The organism is Bacteroides faecis (genome assembly GCF_020091505.1).
Classification (GTDB): domain Bacteria; phylum Bacteroidota; class Bacteroidia; order Bacteroidales; family Bacteroidaceae; genus Bacteroides; species Bacteroides faecis.
On the sequence record NZ_CP081916.1, the window covers coordinates 4,805,876 to 4,822,924 of the forward strand.

Sequence of the window (17,049 nt, forward strand, 5' to 3'; positions counted from 1 at the left end):
TTCTTTTTTCATTATCTTCGCAAGAAAATAAACATTTTATAAAATATGAGACAAGCAAATCTATTTATGATGTCGGCAGCAATGTTGTTAGCTGCCTGCGGCGGAACAAAAGACGCAGGCAAAACGGATCAGGTGCTTATCGAAAAATCCGATATTAAGATCGAAGGGAAGCGCATGACGCCTGAAGCTCTTTGGGCAATGGGACGTATCGGAGGATTGGCGGTATCGCCCGACGGAAAGAAAATTGCGTATACGGTAGCATACTACAGTGTACCGGAAAACAAGAGTAATCGCGAAGTTTTCGTCATGAACGCGGACGGCAGCGACAACCGGCAGATCACCCGCACTCCTTATCAGGAAAATGAAGTGACCTGGATCAAAGGAGGAACGAAGCTGGTTTTCCTGAGCAACGACAACGGAAGCAGCCAGTTGTATGAGATGAACCCGGACGGTAGCGGTCGCAAACAACTGACCAACTACGACGGAGACATTGAAGGTTATTCAATCTCACCGGACGGCAAGAAACTACTGTTTATATCGCAAGTGAAAACCAAAGAAAGTACTGCCGACAAGCATCCGGATCTGCCGAAAGCTACCGGTATTATCATCACCGATCTGATGTATAAACACTGGGATGAGTGGGTGACCACTGCACCACATCCTTTTGTGGCCGATTTTGACGGCAACGGTATTTCCAATATCGTAGATATACTGGAAGGAGAACCATACGAAAGTCCGATGAAGCCTTGGGGCGGTATTGAACAACTGGCATGGAATGCGACTTCGGACAAAGTGGCTTATACCTGTCGTAAAAAAACGGGGCTGGAATATGCGATTTCTACCAATTCGGATATTTATGTGTATGATCTGAATACAAAGAAAACGGATAATATCACCGAAGAAAACAAGGGATATGACACCAACCCGCAATATTCTCCGGATGGCAAGTATATTGCATGGCAAAGCATGGAGCGTGACGGTTACGAAGCTGATCTGAACCGCTTGTTTATCATGAATCTGGAAACCGGTGAGAAACGTTTTGTCAGCAAGGCATTTGAGTCTAATGTAGATGCGTTTATCTGGGGAAATGATGCCAAGACAATCTATTTTACAGGTGTGTGGCATGGAGAAACTCAGATTTACTCTCTTGACCTGACAAATGACTCTGTGAAAGCGATCACTTCGGGAATGTATGATTACGAAGGGGTAGCGCTCTTTGGCGACAAACTAATTGCCAAACGTCATTCTATGAGCATGGGCGACGAAATCTATGCCGTAGCACTGGATGGTTCTGCTACTCAATTGACGCAGGAGAATAAGCATATCTATGATCAGTTGGAAATGGGCAAGGTAGAAGGTCGCTGGATGAAAACGACGGATGGCAAGGATATGCTGACATGGGTAATCTATCCTCCCCAGTTCGATCCGAATAAGAAATATCCGACACTATTGTTCTGCGAAGGTGGCCCTCAGAGTCCGGTAAGCCAGTTCTGGTCTTATCGTTGGAATTTCCAGATTATGGCTGCCAACGACTATATCATTGTAGCCCCGAACCGTCGCGGACTGCCGGGATTCGGAGTGGAATGGAATGAACAGATTAGCGGTGATTATGGCGGTCAGTGTATGAAAGACTACTTCACTGCTATCGATGAGATGGCTAAAGAATCGTATGTAGATAAAGACCGTCTGGGATGTGTTGGCGCTAGTTTCGGAGGATTCTCCGTATATTGGTTAGCCGGTCATCATGACAAACGCTTCAAAGCCTTTATCGCTCACGACGGAATCTTCAATATGGAAATGCAATATCTGGAAACAGAAGAAAAATGGTTTGCCAACTGGGATATGGGTGGCGCATACTGGGAAAAACAAAATCCGGTAGCACAGCGCACTTTCGCCAACTCCCCTCACCTATTCGTAGATAAATGGGATACTCCGATTCTCTGTATTCATGGAGAGAAAGATTTCCGTATTCTGGCTAATCAGGCTATGGCTGCATTTGATGCCGCTGTAATGCGTGGTGTACCTGCCGAGTTACTGATTTATCCGGACGAGAACCATTGGGTACTGAAACCGCAGAATGGTGTCTTGTGGCAACGCACTTTCTTTGAGTGGCTGGATAAATGGCTGAAATCAAACAAGCAATAGTTTAAACAAAGATCATTCTAAAAATGATCATTAAATAAAATGTCCTATATGCAGCTTTCATTAGTCAGCATATAGGACATTCTTATTGTAGCTATTATCTGAAATTATTCTATCTCATAATTTACATAATTTACAGACGACTTATCAGTAACATCAGACAAAGTCTTACGTAAACTATTAAACTGTATCCCTGTCCATTTACCTTTCAATGGATATTTTTTATCAGTATTTAAATCTCTTAGAGTTATATAAAAAGTTAATGTACATTTATATCCGCAGTCATGCCTCGTTATTTCATAAATAGAATAGGGTGGAACTGTATAGCTGATACGTTCAACGGAACGGTCTCCATTTTCTACAGCTTGTTGACGTCCAAAAATCAATGGAGTTTCTACTCCACCACTATAAAAAAGTTTTCCTTTGGTATCTACGATAGGTACACTAATCTTTAAATCCTCCAAGTTTTCAACTTTATTTGGCAATACGCCATCCGTTAATACAAATAAAGAATAATCCTTATACCTTTCTTCCGATTTATACTCCATTGGAAGAGGTGTGCTCTTATTATTCTCAACATGTTGTAGTACTTGCACCTCTCCTTCTATCCACTCTACCACATCCGTTTCCTCCTGCACAAACTTATAGGAAACGACCTCTAATATCGCCGGAGCATTGGATGGAGAAGAAGACACTTCATCCGAATCACTACTACAAGCTGCGAGTGCAGCGCAGATACCTGCAAGAAAGAACATTTTTGTTTTCATAACGCTTAGTTTTAGTTGTGTTACAATAGTTTAGTTTAGGGCAAATGTATAATATTTATATCACTTGTCAAAGTTTTACCGATAAAAAATAAAAAAAGGGAGAATTAATCTCCCTCCCAAATATTTTCAATTTCTACTATATACATCTTATGGAAACCTCCATGAGCACCGCCATACCATTTTTCTATAGATTCCTTATCGAGGAAACAATCCGGTTTAATATTGTCCGCATAAAGTTTTTTGCATTCCAAAATCAGGCGGGCTTGTTCAAAAAACACATTGCCCTGTTCTGTAAATACAGGTTTCAGTCCGGTTGCTTTCACTTTGTCCATATCACGACCGGATTTTGAGCCACAAATTGCATGGACCTTTTTGTTGGCTTCTCCCAAAAAGGAAAGCGTCAGATAATCACTTTTCTCTATAAACTCGTATGTATATCGTTCGGGACGAATAAAAACAAAAGCAACAGGCTTATTCCAAAGCCACCCAATACCACCCCAACTGGCTGTCATTGTATTGAATTTCTCTTTTGTACCGGCAGTAACCAACATCCATTCTTTACCAATCGCCTCAAAGAAATTTTCTTTCAGGTCTTTTACTTCTAACTTCTTCATCTCTTTAGTTCGTTTTATAATTACTTTCTTTTACTCAGTTTTACGATTTCTCCCAGATAAGGGATTTCCACACGGATCTTTCTTTTTTTTGCTTCTGCTGCAAATACTTTAGGCGGATCATGCAAAGGTTCGTCTGATAAATCAAATGTACCATAATGCATCGGAATGGTAATTCCTGCCCGCATCTCTTCGGAGGCAGTCAGTGATTCATAAGGAGAGATATGATTGGGACGCATGAACCAGCGGGGTTTATACGCGCCGATACCCAGCAAAGCATAATCCGGAGCTCCGAACAGTTCCGGGATTTCCCGGAAATGGCTAGAATATCCTGTATCTCCACTATAATAAAGAGAGACACCATGTCCCTGCAACATGAAAGCGCCCCACAACCGCTGCCCTCCGTCACGCACGGAACGTTTGCTCCAGTGCTGTGCCGGCAAAAACGTTATTTTCAGTTCTTCATCTTCCAGTTGCTGATACCAGCCGGCCTCAATCACCTTCATTTCCGGAAACCAACTTTGTATCAATTCTCCGGTTCCCAACCCACAAAACAGTTTCATTTGCGGATTGTTATTCAGCAGACGGGTTATGCTCTGTTTATCCAGATGGTCAAAATGATCATGACTAATGAGCAGGTAATCAATTCCTGTAAAAATGTCGGGATTGGCAGGAAATTCACTTTGTCTCTTCACAAAAGGGATGCTCCCGAAAACCGGATCGAACATGATTCTTTTACCTGCCAGCTGAAGAAAAAAGGAATTATGCCCCAACCATATTAAAGAATCTCCCACCACAACATCCAGCGAACGAAGATAGCAGACTTTGGGGTCCCACTTCACTGTCTTCTTTTCTTTCCGCTGAGGATTGGGAGACAGACGCCATTTCAGCACACTTCCCATACCGGGGCGGAAACGGTGTTGCCTGTTAAAAAAACGTCCGCGCACCATCGGATTTCCTCTCCAATAAGGATTGACGGTAGCCAAACGTTCGTTTCGCCTGAAACATATATGTTCACCCATTTTCTTTATCTATTGAATAAGCTATTACAAACTTAATTAAAAATCTCGATTTAGAAAGAAAGACAAACAAAAAATGTACCCCGGACACACTATCGGGGTACATTTCTCAGAAAAAGAATAAATATTATTCTTTTTTAATAGAACAATCTTACATTAAAAGCAGTGCAGGCCATACAACGGCAACTGCCATCCGAGAGCTGACAAATTAATAATTACGATGACAAGCCCCAGTACCCACAGGATAAACAGAGACCATTTCAGACCGGTTCCCATCGGTGACCAATGGAACAACTGACGAAAAATGGTATACAGGAAGGCTCCTAACGGAATAGCTATCAAGGCAATTCCTGAGATGGTACCCAGCAATGTCATTATAGGAGATACGGTGGCTATAGGAGCCCAGTCGATAGCCGGAAGCATCTCATAAAGTATAGCTCCTCCGCCAATGAGTGCAGCAATCACCACAAACACCAACGCCACTATCAACACCGCTAGCACGAACAATATCGGGCAGCAAATAATGATAAGGGCAATCAGGAATATCTTGAGAATAATGGCAGCTATCGTCACAAATACATCGCCTACTTTCTGTAGAAAGGTGCGTGGCTTATCTGAGTTCACAAAGTTATTCACTCCGTCGGCAACCCGTTCAAAACCGTCTGTCACCGTTTTACCTATATTCTCAATGGTCACCGCTTCCCCACGCATGCTCAGTTTTTCGGCTGCCGTACGTGCTTCGGGAATGATAATCCATCCTATAATATAAAGAATAATCATCGGACAATAAGGAACGAACAACAGGACAATCATCAAGATGCGTACCAGCGTTATATCCCAGTCAAAATAAGCGGCCAGCCCCGAAGCCACACCTCCCAGCAGTTTATTATCCGGATCACGGAACAAGCGACGGGTAGTGGCAGTCCGTGTATATCCCTGACCGGCAGAAGCAGCCTGCTCCTTTTTACGAGGTTCAGATTCGTCGTCAGATACACCAAAGTCCTCCGGCTTGCCTACCCGGGCTATGATTTCCTCTACATCGGCAAGGGTAATGACTTGCTTCCCTGCAGACACTTTCTCGGCAAACAACTCGGCAATACGAATCTCGATATCATTCACAATCTCTTCCGCTCCCTCCTGTTTGCGAAAATAATGTTTCAGGTTGGCCAGATAGTTGTCCAACAGACGGTAGGCATCATCATCTATATGATAGACAGTTCCTCCTAAATTTACAGTCAATGTTTTTTTCATTATTATTTCTTCTTTATCGAATTATCTACTAGCAATATGATTCACTGTTTCATTCAGCTCCTTCCAGGACAGCTCTAGCTCGCCTAAAAAGGCTTCTCCTTTTTCTGTAAGCTTATAGTACTTACGAGGTGGACCTTGCGTGGATTCTACCCATTCATAACTCAACAAATCGTCATTCTTCAAACGTGTCAGCAATGGATATAAGGTACCCTCCACCACAATCAGCTGCGCCTCTTTCAACTTCTGAATAATGTCAGAAGCATAGGCCGGCTCTTTGTGAAGTAAAAGCATGATACAATACTCTAACATGCCTTTTCTCATCTGAGATTTTACATTGTCTACATTCATTGTTCTTTTTCTTTTTGACAGAACAAATATATGCATTACTTTAGTACCTTGCATTGCAAAGTACTATAATTTAATAATAATTAAACCATTAAGAAGTTACCACCTTATTATAAAAAGAAATAATCGCTATATTTGCAACTCAAAAAAAAACAAAAAAGAAAATACATATGTTTACTATTCGAAAAGCAACCACAGATGATTGCGGACTGATCAACCAAATGGCGGGTGAAGTATTTCCCGCTACTTATAAAGAGATCTTATCTCCCGAACAACTGGATTATATGATGGACTGGATGTACTCTCCCGAAAATATCCGGAAACAAATGGAAGAAGAAGGCCATGTTTATTTTATCGCGTATGAAGAGTGCGAGCCCTGCGGCTACGTCTCTGTACAACAACAGGAAGAAAATGTATTCCATCTTCAGAAAATTTATGTTCTCCCCTATTTTCAAGGCGCGCACTGCGGCAGCTTTTTATTCAGAGAAGCTATCAAATATATAAAGGAAGTACATCCGGAACCTTGCTTAATGGAGCTGAATGTGAACCGTGACAATAAAGCTTTACTGTTTTATGAACGGATGGGAATGAGAAAGTTGCGGGAAGGGGATTTTCCGATTGGCAACGGATATTACATGAATGACTATATCATGGGACTGGATATCTGAAAAATAAAGCTATATACAAAATGCCCCGGAACATGGATTGAATGACAATATCTGTTCCGGGGCATTCGTTTTATGTATTACTGACGTAAGCTTATTTCGCTACGCGTTCCAGCCATTTCAGCATGAAAATCATTGTAAACATTGAAATAGTACAAGCTACAACAAATACAGTCCATGTCATCCAGATAGGAATTGATTCGTATAGGATAGCACCGATCACCAGCAGCTGATTACCAAGCGCAGTTGCACCTAGCCATCCTCCCTGCATGATACCCTGGTATTTCGGAGGAGCCACTTTAGACACAAACGAAATTCCCAACGGGGAAATGTACAACTCAGCTACCGTCAGAATCAGATAAGTCAGCATCAACAGGAACGGAGTCACTTTCACCGGTGAAGTACCTACAGCAATAATATCCTTGTGCAAAGGTAGATTGGCAAAATAAGAGCCGACAGCCATTACGATAAAGGCTAATGCCGCAATACCCATACCAATCGCAATCTTTTTAGGAGTAGAAGGTTCTTTTCCACGTCTGCGCTGACTGGCAAAGATCGCCATAATCACAGGAGTCAGGAAGACAACGAAGAATGGATTCAGTGATTGGAACAACTCTGCGGAAATAGGCATGCCAAACAAATTGAGGTCAGTGTATTCTTTTGCAAAGTAAGTCAATGTCAAACCGTTCTGGTGGAAAGAGAACCAGAAGAAGATAACGACTCCGAATACTGCAAAGAGAGCGTACATACGTTGTTTTACTTCCTGAATACTCATTTCTACAGTAGCAGACGAAGAGGAGGAAGAAGCAGCTGCCTTCTTGCTGGGATCCGGGAAGTTTCTCTTATTCAGCAAATAGATCGTCAAAGAAATGACCATCGCGATGATAGCCACTCCAAACGCATAATGGAAACCTGTGGTAAAGACATTCAAATAATCAGATGCAAATGCTGTATAATCCTGTACCGGAACACTGGAGGCTTTCTCTACCAATGTATGATATGTTTCGGTAGCTTCGGGTGACAGCGTACCAGCCAAATGACCATGACATAATGCAGGAAGATCGGCATCATAATTGTAACCGAAAGTAGATAACCACCAGTTACGTACACCTACCGCTGCAAACGGAGCAAAAATGGCACCGATATTAATGAACATATAGAATAAGGAGAAACCGGAATCACGCATACTTGCATATTGGGGATTATCATACATCTGCCCTACCAGAGCCTGCAGATTTCCTTTAAATAATCCGTTACCAAATGCAATCACAAACAAACTGGCACAGGTGATCACCAGATAAAAGGTCTGATTGTCTACCGGAGTCTTGGATGGAATAGCCAGCAACAGGTACCCCACTGCCATCAGCACGATTCCCGTGAAAATAGTTCCTTTGTAGTTTCGTGTCTTATCGGCAATAATACCTCCGACCAAAGCAAGAATGTAAATGGAGAAATAAAAAGTTGAATAAATAAATCCTGCTTCTTTTCCATTCATTCCAAACTTAGCTTGCAGGAAAAGCACGAGGATTGCCATCATTGTATAGAAGCCGAAGCGTTCACCTAGATTGGCTAAAGCGGCTGCTATCAGTCCTTTAGGGTGTTTGTCAAACATAGATATAAATTTATTAATTAATGATTGATAATTTTTCTAATGACATATATTCTGCAAATATATACTTTTTTGGATTTATTCCTCAAATAAACGGCAAATTTCTGCCCTCGATTCACGGATTAAATCATCCGGTGCAAGCTTTATCTGAAGCCCCCGTACACCGGCACTTACATAAATATACGGAAAATGCAGGCAAGTGTCATGAATATAAGTAGGAAAATGCTTCTTCATTCCAATGGGCGAACAACCTCCCCGGATATATCCCGTCAGCGGAAGAAGTTCCTTCACGGGTATGAGATCGCACTTTTTATTGCCGGAAGCCTTTGCCGCCAGTTTCAAATCAACTTCGTGTTCACCCGGGATGACGCAAACAAAATAGCCGCTTTTGTCACCGTGAAGAACAAGTGTCTTAAATACCTGCTCTATATTTTCGCCTAAATTGGCTGCTACATGAATAGCACTCAGATCATTTTCGTCCACCTCATAAGGAATCAATTCATAAGCTATTTTAGCTTTATCCAGCAAACGCGCCGCATTCGTCTTATTGATCTTCATTTTGTTGTTTCTTTTATTAATCTTGTATGCAATATATACTAAAGAATATGATAAATGCCGACTTATCGGACAAAAGCCCATAAGCCGGCACTTATACTTCAATATCAAAGTCCTAACTCCTCGCGAAGAAACTTCGGAGTATAACCTTTCTGACTCTTCGCAACCTCTTCCGGTGTTCCGTAGCTAAGGAGTACTCCCCCGCCCTTACCACCTTCAGGCCCCATGTCTATGATATAATCCGCCATCTTGATAACGTCCAAGTTATGTTCGATTACAATAACGGTATTGCCCTTATCCACCAATTTATTAAGTACCCCCATCAACACACGGATATCTTCGAAATGGAGGCCGGTAGTCGGTTCGTCAAGAATGTAAAGTGTTTTACCGGTATCTCGTTTGGACAATTCTGTCGCTAGTTTCACACGCTGGCTCTCTCCACCGGAAAGGGTGGTAGATGACTGTCCTAATTTAATATAGCCCAAACCGACATCCTGCAAGACTTTTATCTTATTCAGAATCTGCGGAACATTCTCAAAAAATTCGACAGCACGGTTGATAGTCATATCAAGCACATCAGCAATGGACTTTCCTTTGAAACGTACTTCCAGCGTTTCACGATTATAGCGTTTGCCATGGCAAACTTCACAAGGTACATACACATCCGGCAAGAAGTTCATTTCAATCGTCTTGTATCCGTTACCCGTACAGGCTTCACAACGACCGCCCGATACATTGAAAGAGAAACGACCGGGTTTATAACCGCGGATCTTGGCTTCCGGAAGACTTACAAACAAATTACGGATATCTGAAAATACACCCGTATAGGTAGCCGGATTGGAGCGAGGAGTACGTCCTATCGGAGACTGATCCACATCGACTACCTTATCTATATTTTCCAGTCCTTCAATAGACTCGTATTCCAAGGGGTCCTGCAAGGAACGATAGAATTTCTGTGAAAGAATCGGCTGCAAAGTCTCATTAATCAAAGTCGACTTACCGCTTCCGGATACTCCTGTCACACAAATCAACTTACCTAACGGAAATTCAACATCTACATTCTTCAGATTATTTCCTTTCGCTCCTTTCAGCCAGATAGACTTCCCATTCCCTTTTCTCCGCTTGACCGGAATTTCTATTTTCATCTTTCCGTTCAGATATTGCGAAGTCATCGTCTCGGTTTTAAGCATTTCCGACGGAGTTCCGGAGAAAACGACTTCTCCGCCCAGACGTCCCGCTTTCGGTCCCATATCAATCACATAGTCGGCAGCCAGCATCATATCTTTATCATGTTCAACTACTATAACAGAGTTCCCCATATCACGGAGCTCCTTCAACGAACGGATCAGTCGCAGATTGTCACGCTGGTGCAATCCGATACTGGGTTCATCCAGAATATAAAGTACATTCACCAATTGGGAACCAATCTGTGTAGCGAGACGAATACGCTGGCTTTCACCACCGGACAGACTGACTGAACTACGATTCAGCGCCAGATAATCCAGCCCTACATCCAGCAGGAATCTCAAACGCGTACGAATCTCTTTCAGAATCTCGGCAGCGATTTTCTTCTGTTTGTCAGACAGGAACTGGTCCACATTCATCAGCCAGTCATATAGCTCATTAATGTCCATATTTGCCAGCTCATTGATGTTCTTGTCGTGAATACGGAAGTGTAATGCTTCTTTATTCAACCGGGCACCTTTACATTCCGGACAAACAGTGGTCCGTGCAAACTGTTCCGCCCACTTCTGCGCTGTAGCAGATGCATCTTTTTCCTGAAGCATCTGGATATATTTTACGACTCCCTCGTAGGTCACAAAGTAATCGGAAGAAGTCCCTATCAACGAACTTTTGATCTTAATCCGATCGTCAGAACCATACAGGATTTCTTCAACCGCATCGTCTGACAATTCCTTCATCGGAGTTTTTAAAGTAGCCTCATACTTCTCCAGCAAAGCACCAATCTGCCAGAAAATCATCGCATTCTTGTATTTTCCCAAAGGCGCTATGGCTCCTTCATAGATGGAAAGTTCACGGTCGGGAATCACCTTGTCGACATCGATCTGATTAACGACTCCCAATCCTTTACACTTCGGACATGCTCCCTGCGGAGAGTTGAACGAGAAGTTGTGAGGAGCCGGTTCCCGATAAGACAATCCTGTGACCGGACACATCAGGCGCTTGCTGTAATGGCGGATATTTTCTGTTTGCGCATCGAGAATCATCAATAAGCCATCACCTTGACGCATCGCAGTTGCCACGCTCTGTTTCAGCCGTTTATCATCTTTATCAGCTACAATCAGCTTATCTATTACAACCTCAATATCATGATTTTTGTAACGGTCGAGCTTCATACCATGTGTCACTTCACGCAGTTCGCCATCTATCCGTACATAGAGATATCCTTTCTTGCGTACCTGTTCGAAAAGTTCTTTGTAATGTCCTTTACGCGAGCGGACCAATGGTGCGAGCAAGTATATCTTCTTTCCTTTATAATCTTTCAGAATCAGATCCAGAATCTGTTCCTCCGTATATTTCACCATCTCCTCACCCGACAAGTACGAATAGGCAATACCTGCACGGGCATAAAGCAGACGAAGATAATCGTATATCTCCGTTGTTGTTCCTACAGTGGAACGGGGATTTTTATTCGTCGTCTTTTGTTCAATGGAAATAACCGGACTCAAACCAGTTATTTTATCGACATCCGGACGTTCCAGATTCCCCAGGAAGTTGCGGGCATAGGCCGAAAAAGTCTCGATATAACGGCGTTGTCCCTCGGCAAATATCGTATCGAAAGCCAAAGAAGATTTACCACTACCACTCAATCCGGTAATCACTGTCAAACTGTTACGGGGAATTTCAGCATCAATATCTTTCAAGTTGTGCACACGAGCACCATACACATTAATATATTCTGTTTCTTGCATATTCATATCCTTCATAAATGGTACAAAATTAATGTTTCCGCCCGAAATATGCTCCTAAAAAAGCACAATATTATTTTCTTAACTCAAATCTTATGAAGATATAGGGCATTATTCGTACCTTTGTTCCTTGATTTCAAGAACCAATAGTTATAAATTGATGAAACCGATAAGCCGAATATTCTTATGTTTGTTTTTTATAAGCGCCTCATACGCTATTAGTTATGCACAAGAGAACCAATCTTACTTCTTGCATACCATCGAAAAAGGACAGAGTTTATACTCAATCGCCAAGATGTATAATGTCACAACAAACGACATCATACGTTTGAATCCCGGATGTGATGAGAAAATTTATGCCGGACAGGCCATAAAAATCCCTAAAGGAAAAGAAAGCCAGAAAGGAGAAACATTTCATACGATTCAATCCGGAGAAACTTTATATAAACTGACTACAATCTATAATGTATCTGCGAAAGCCATTTGTGAAGCAAATCCGGGATTAAGCGCTGAAAACTTCCGTATCGGTCAGGTGATTCTCATCCCATTGGAGCAAGAACCGGAAACAGCAACGGCACAAACACCGGTTGATAAACCTGCTATCCAAGGTCCTGTACAATCCAGATGCAAAGATATGCATAAGGTGAAACGCAAAGAAACTGTATTCAGCGTAAGCCGCGAATACGGAATCAGCGAGCAAGAACTGCTTGCCGCCAATCCCGAACTGAAAAACGGAATGAAAAAAGGACAATATCTTTGCATCCCCTATCCTGGCGCAATAACGATGCAGCCGACAACTCCCAAAGAGGACCCGTACGCTATTCCACCCAGCAACAACGAACTTTTCCGCAAGAGTAAAGAAACTCCTCAGGAAATTTCCACTATCAAAGCCGCTTTGCTATTGCCTTTCCAGGAAGACAAACGGATGGTGGAATATTATGAAGGTTTCCTGATGGCAGTAGACAGCCTGAAACGTACAGGCACTTCCATTGATTTATATGTATATGACTGTGGGAAAGATGTTTCTACATTAAATTCTATTCTGGCTAAGAATGAGATGAAGAGTATGAATGTCATTTTCGGCCCGATGCACCAGCAGCAAATCAAACCTTTATCTACTTTTGCAAAAAAGAATGATATACGGTTAGTCATCCCTTTCTCTTCGAAAGGTGAAGAGGTGTTTAATAATCCCGCCATCTATCAGATTAATACTCCACAATCCTATTTGTATTCAGAAGTATACGAACACTTTACCCGCCAATTTCCGAATGCAAACGTCATTTTCATTGAGCCAACCAGCGCAGACAAAGAAAAGGCTGAGTTTATAAGTGGCATGAAACAAGAGTTGAAAAACAAGGGAATATCGATGAAAACCGTCAATGAAAACGCTACCAAAGATATGCTGAAGGAAGCTCTTCGCACTGACAAGGAAAATGTTTTCATCCCGGCTTCAGGCAATAATGTTATGCTGATCAAGATTCTTCCTCAGCTGATTCTATTGGTCAGAGACACTCCGGAGCAGAATATCCGCCTGTTCGGTTATCCTGAATGGCAAACGTACACCCGGGATCATCTGGAAAGTTTCTTTGAACTGGATACCTATTTCTATTCATCATTCTACACCAATACATTGTTTCCGGCTGCTATACAGTTCACCAACAATTACCACAAATGGTATAGTAAAGATTTAGTCAGCAAATATCCCAGCTACGGAATGCTCGGTTTTGATACAGGTTTCTTCTTTCTGAAAGGATTGTCACGCTATGGCTCGGAGCTGGAAAACAACTTGCCAAAAATGAATCTGACTCCCATACAGACAGGATTCAAATTTGAACGCGTCAACAACTGGGGAGGATTCATCAACAAGAAAGTATTCTTCATCCATTTCACGAAGAATTTTGAATTAGTAAAACTTGACTTCGAATAATACAAAAAATGATAAAGATAAAATCTGTTCTGATCGCTGCTTCCCTGATAATGGGACTTGCACTTCCGGCCACCGCACAGATTGGCGAACCACGCCAGAATTTTTCTGTCGGGTTTAATGGGGGTGTCAACTTAAACAGTGCTTCATTTACTCCTAAAATCAAGCAAAACTCATTAATGGGTATCACCGGAGGGTTGACAGCACGTTATATTTCCGAAAAATATTTTGCGATGATCTGTGGCGCGCAAGTGGAGTTAAACATCTCACAACGTGGCTGGGATGAGCTATTCGAAATTATGGATGCAAACGGACAGACAGTGGAAGATCCTACCCGCTCATACACACGGAAAATGACTTATATCGATATCCCTTTCCTGGCGCATCTGGCATTCGGAAAAGAAAGAGGATTGCAATTCTTTGTCAACGCCGGTCCGCAGATCGGACTCTTGATCGGCGAATCTGAAAGCATGGAGAATATAGATATGAATAAACTGACAGACACGCAAAAAGCTGTTTACGGTGATAAAATCCAAAACAAATTCGATTACGGTATAGCCGGTGGTGGTGGAATAGAATTCAGAACCAAGAAAGCCGGCAGCTTCCTGCTCGAAGGACGTTATTATTTTGCATTGTCCGACTTTTACAGTACAACGAAAAAAGACTATTTCTCTCGTGCAGCTCATGGCACAATCACGGTGAAATTCACTTATCTATTCGATCTGAAAAAGTAAAAGATAGTAGAAATAAAAAAACAGGCGCGAAGTTCGCGCCTGTTTTTTTATTTCTATAAAGCCACTCCCTATGCCGGGAGCTTCTTTCATACTCTTACCGAAGTCTGTCTGCAGCCTTCACCATCACTTCATCACGTCCGATAGCACGAATAGCCAGCACGTTCAGAACAATGGATACCAGTGGCAAACAAAGTGCCCAACCAATACGGAACAAATTAGCGTCGCTCTTCAATGCAAAATAGAAAGCAACAAAGGCAATATAATAACCTACCAGCAACAAACTATTGAAGATCGACATGCGAATCTGTAACATGCGGTTCTTATACAGAAAAATAGTCGCAAAAGCTACCAGGGCACTCAGCATCAGAATACCAAATATCCCCCAAGTAGACTGGAAAGTTCCATTCACATCTATTCCCAGAGCTTTAAAAGGATGTTCTCCCGTAGTGTCGATAAAATATCCCATTGGCAAACACATTGCTGCGATCAGCAACGCTGTAACAATCAATAAGTACAAACTTTGAATCCGTTGAATCATAAATATTCTATAGTAGTTAAGTTAAACAATAATAGCCAAGCAATAAGGAATAGGAAAATACTTCCCGCTTACTACTTGACTATCAATTCTTTCGTTAGAAAATAAATTACTGAAGTTTCTCTTTCTCCTTAGCCGGATTTCTATAATAAATTTTCCCTTCGATGTATTCCTGTGTAGCAATCAAGTCAGGTTTCGGAAGTTTCTCATAATAACGAGAAATTTCAATCTGCTCTCTATTTTCGAATACTTCTTCCAGATTATCATTGTAAGAAGCAAACTCTGCTAATTTCTTAGAAAGATCGTTTTTAATTTCCACACTAATCTGATTAGCACGCTTACCAATAATGGCAACAGTTTCATAAACATTCCCTGTGTCAGCACAGAGTTCCATCATATCACGGGTTACTGTCGTAGCAGGAGCATTCGTTTTTTTGTAGTCCATAAATCTATTTAAATTTAGTCTTTAATTACTTTCTGTGATTCATTGAATATTTTTTCGGCCTCTTTCAGGTATTTGCTTTCTGGAAATTCATTCTTAAAAGCATAATATTCATCTACCGTTTCACGGTAACGATCCATCTTCTTATCTTCTACACTATAAATGGCCATTTCATGTCTGGCACGCAGAATCAAGATAGAAAGTTCTTCGCGATAATCTGTATAGGGATAATCTTTGAGTGCATTCTGGGCTGTAATTACACATGACTCATAGTTATTTCCCAGATAGTTGCCCAGATTATAATACAACTTCGCTGAATAGAGTTCTTTCAACACCAGCTTATCCTGCAAAGCAAAAATCATATCTTGCGCTTCCTGCTTCTTGGTACTGTTCGGGAAATACTCCATGAACATCTGCAGTTGCTGGATAGCCTGATAAGTGCTTGATTGATCCAAACGTGGTTCCGGAGTATCCAAGAACAGGGATTTACCTGCATGGAAACGTGCCAGTTCAGTGAAAGTCCCACGAGGATAAGTGTTGAAATAGGTGATAAATGTCTGGGCAGCTGTCTGATAATCTTTCTGATTATAGTAACTCATACCCAACATATACAGAGACTCCTCCGCCTTATCAGTTCCTTTAAGGATTGTAATCAATTCGTTCAGCAGGGTAGCTGAGCGGTTATACTGCCCTTTTGCAAAATAGTTTTTGGCGGCCTCGTACTTGTATTCGTAATCGGTACTTTTCAGCAATTTGTTGTACTCTCCACACGATGTCAGAGAGGCTGCTGCGAGCAAAGTTATAATGATATTTTTCTTCATCCTTTTAAAAAATATTGCGCAAAGTTACTTATTCGCGGGGAATTAACCAATTAATCTATGTTTTTTAATACATAAAAGGCGTTAAACATCGACGAAAAGAGAAAAAATGACGTCAAACGGGAAGCTGCCAACAGTCAATAATAAACGGTGAACGACAAACAAGTAGTGCCATGCTCATACACCAGCCCTACTGTTCCTCGTTCACCGTCCGCTTGTATTGTCAGTCACCCGGTTACAGCTTATACAATTCGCTCGCAGCCAACAGATCGACTTTCTTTTCTTTCAGTACTTCAATACACTTATCCATATTGCTGGGACGAATCACAACATTTGCCACATTATTATTGGCAAATGAATACATGTATTCGATAAAGACGCCCTCTGCCGACAAGAATCCCAGCACTTTTGCCAAAGCTCCCGGCACATTCGGACAGCTAATACCAACTACATCTGTTATATTCACAGCAAAATGATTATCTTTCAATGCTTTATATGCTTTATCCGGATCGGATACAATTCCACGCAAAATGCCAAAATCAGCATTTTCGGCGATGCACAAGGCAGAAAGATTGATATTCTCTTTTGCCAGCACTTCAGTCACTTCCGTCAAACGGCCGGACTTGTTTTCCAAAAAGATAGAGAGTTGTTTTGCTACCATTATCGTAAAGTTTTAAGTTTTAAATACAGGTATTAGGTAAT

Annotated in this window: 16 protein-coding genes; 4 read left to right on the forward strand and 12 right to left on the reverse strand. The window is 41.7% G+C overall.

Going from position 1 to position 17,049, the window contains the following annotated elements; translation table 11 throughout:
- Positions 1 to 45: 45 nt before the first annotated feature.
- Positions 46 to 2,145: a dipeptidyl-peptidase Dpp5 gene (gene dpp5 / locus K6V30_RS18870; protein WP_022301870.1), complete on the forward strand. Its 2,100-nt coding sequence runs from the start codon at positions 46 to 48 to the stop codon at positions 2,143 to 2,145.
- A 104-nt stretch (positions 2,146 to 2,249) separates the two neighbouring features.
- Here the strand turns inward: dpp5 and K6V30_RS18875 are convergent, their stop codons facing one another.
- From K6V30_RS18875 to K6V30_RS18895, 5 genes are all read right to left on the reverse strand, one after another.
- Positions 2,250 to 2,909: a hypothetical protein gene (locus K6V30_RS18875; RefSeq protein WP_010538381.1), complete on the reverse strand. Its 660-nt coding sequence runs from the start codon at positions 2,907 to 2,909 to the stop codon at positions 2,250 to 2,252.
- Between the two features lie 104 nt (positions 2,910 to 3,013).
- A complete protein-coding gene (locus tag K6V30_RS18880) occupies positions 3,014 to 3,523 on the reverse strand; it encodes a flavin reductase family protein (protein WP_010538382.1) in 510 nt (169 codons plus the stop codon).
- A gap of 20 nt (positions 3,524 to 3,543) precedes the next feature.
- Entirely contained in the window at positions 3,544 to 4,542 is a 999-nt protein-coding gene (locus K6V30_RS18885; protein WP_022301872.1) for an MBL fold metallo-hydrolase, read from the reverse strand.
- A gap of 153 nt (positions 4,543 to 4,695) precedes the next feature.
- On the reverse strand, positions 4,696 to 5,790 hold the full coding sequence (locus tag K6V30_RS18890) for a PspC domain-containing protein (protein ID WP_022301873.1): 1,095 nt from the start codon (positions 5,788 to 5,790) through the stop codon (positions 4,696 to 4,698).
- A gap of 21 nt (positions 5,791 to 5,811) precedes the next feature.
- Positions 5,812 to 6,138: a PadR family transcriptional regulator gene (locus K6V30_RS18895; RefSeq protein WP_010538385.1), complete on the reverse strand. Its 327-nt coding sequence runs from the start codon at positions 6,136 to 6,138 to the stop codon at positions 5,812 to 5,814.
- A 167-nt stretch (positions 6,139 to 6,305) separates the two neighbouring features.
- Between K6V30_RS18895 and K6V30_RS18900 the strand changes: the two genes are divergently transcribed.
- Positions 6,306 to 6,803 carry a GNAT family N-acetyltransferase gene (locus K6V30_RS18900; RefSeq protein WP_010538386.1) on the forward strand — a complete coding sequence of 166 codons (498 nt, stop codon included), beginning with the start codon at positions 6,306 to 6,308 and terminating at the stop codon, positions 6,801 to 6,803.
- Positions 6,804 to 6,894: 91 nt separating this feature from the next.
- Here K6V30_RS18900 and K6V30_RS18905 read toward each other — a convergent pair whose 3' ends face one another.
- The 3 genes from K6V30_RS18905 to uvrA form a co-directional block, all read right to left on the reverse strand.
- The gene (locus K6V30_RS18905) at positions 6,895 to 8,412 is read right to left on the reverse strand and encodes a peptide MFS transporter (protein ID WP_022301875.1); all 1,518 of its coding nucleotides are present in this window, start codon (positions 8,410 to 8,412) and stop codon (positions 6,895 to 6,897) included.
- Positions 8,413 to 8,487: 75 nt separating this feature from the next.
- Positions 8,488 to 8,967 carry a Cys-tRNA(Pro) deacylase gene (gene ybaK / locus K6V30_RS18910; RefSeq protein WP_010538388.1) on the reverse strand — a complete coding sequence of 160 codons (480 nt, stop codon included), beginning with the start codon at positions 8,965 to 8,967 and terminating at the stop codon, positions 8,488 to 8,490.
- 104 nt (positions 8,968 to 9,071) lie between these two features.
- Complete coding sequence (uvrA, locus tag K6V30_RS18915) at positions 9,072 to 11,897, reverse strand: excinuclease ABC subunit UvrA (RefSeq protein WP_055271685.1); 2,826 nt, start codon at positions 11,895 to 11,897, stop codon at positions 9,072 to 9,074.
- A gap of 157 nt (positions 11,898 to 12,054) precedes the next feature.
- On the opposite strand from uvrA, the gene K6V30_RS18920 reads away from it, so the two are divergent.
- Positions 12,055 to 13,821, forward strand: a complete 1,767-nt coding sequence (locus K6V30_RS18920; protein WP_055271677.1) for a muramidase family protein — start codon at positions 12,055 to 12,057, stop codon at positions 13,819 to 13,821.
- Between the two features lie 8 nt (positions 13,822 to 13,829).
- On the forward strand, positions 13,830 to 14,552 hold the full coding sequence (locus K6V30_RS18925; protein ID WP_055271679.1) for a porin family protein: 723 nt from the start codon (positions 13,830 to 13,832) through the stop codon (positions 14,550 to 14,552).
- Positions 14,553 to 14,646: 94 nt separating this feature from the next.
- Here the strand turns inward: K6V30_RS18925 and K6V30_RS18930 are convergent, their stop codons facing one another.
- From K6V30_RS18930 to K6V30_RS18945, 4 genes are all read right to left on the reverse strand, one after another.
- Complete coding sequence (locus tag K6V30_RS18930; protein ID WP_055271681.1) at positions 14,647 to 15,090, reverse strand: DUF4293 domain-containing protein; 444 nt, start codon at positions 15,088 to 15,090, stop codon at positions 14,647 to 14,649.
- A 106-nt stretch (positions 15,091 to 15,196) separates the two neighbouring features.
- Entirely contained in the window at positions 15,197 to 15,532 is a 336-nt protein-coding gene (locus K6V30_RS18935) for a DNA-directed RNA polymerase subunit omega (RefSeq protein ID WP_004299989.1), read from the reverse strand.
- Positions 15,533 to 15,546: 14 nt separating this feature from the next.
- Positions 15,547 to 16,350 carry an outer membrane protein assembly factor BamD gene (locus K6V30_RS18940; protein ID WP_022301880.1) on the reverse strand — a complete coding sequence of 268 codons (804 nt, stop codon included), beginning with the start codon at positions 16,348 to 16,350 and terminating at the stop codon, positions 15,547 to 15,549.
- Positions 16,351 to 16,582: 232 nt separating this feature from the next.
- Entirely contained in the window at positions 16,583 to 17,008 is a 426-nt protein-coding gene (locus K6V30_RS18945) for an amino acid-binding protein (RefSeq protein WP_010538394.1), read from the reverse strand.
- Positions 17,009 to 17,049 lie beyond the last annotated feature (41 nt).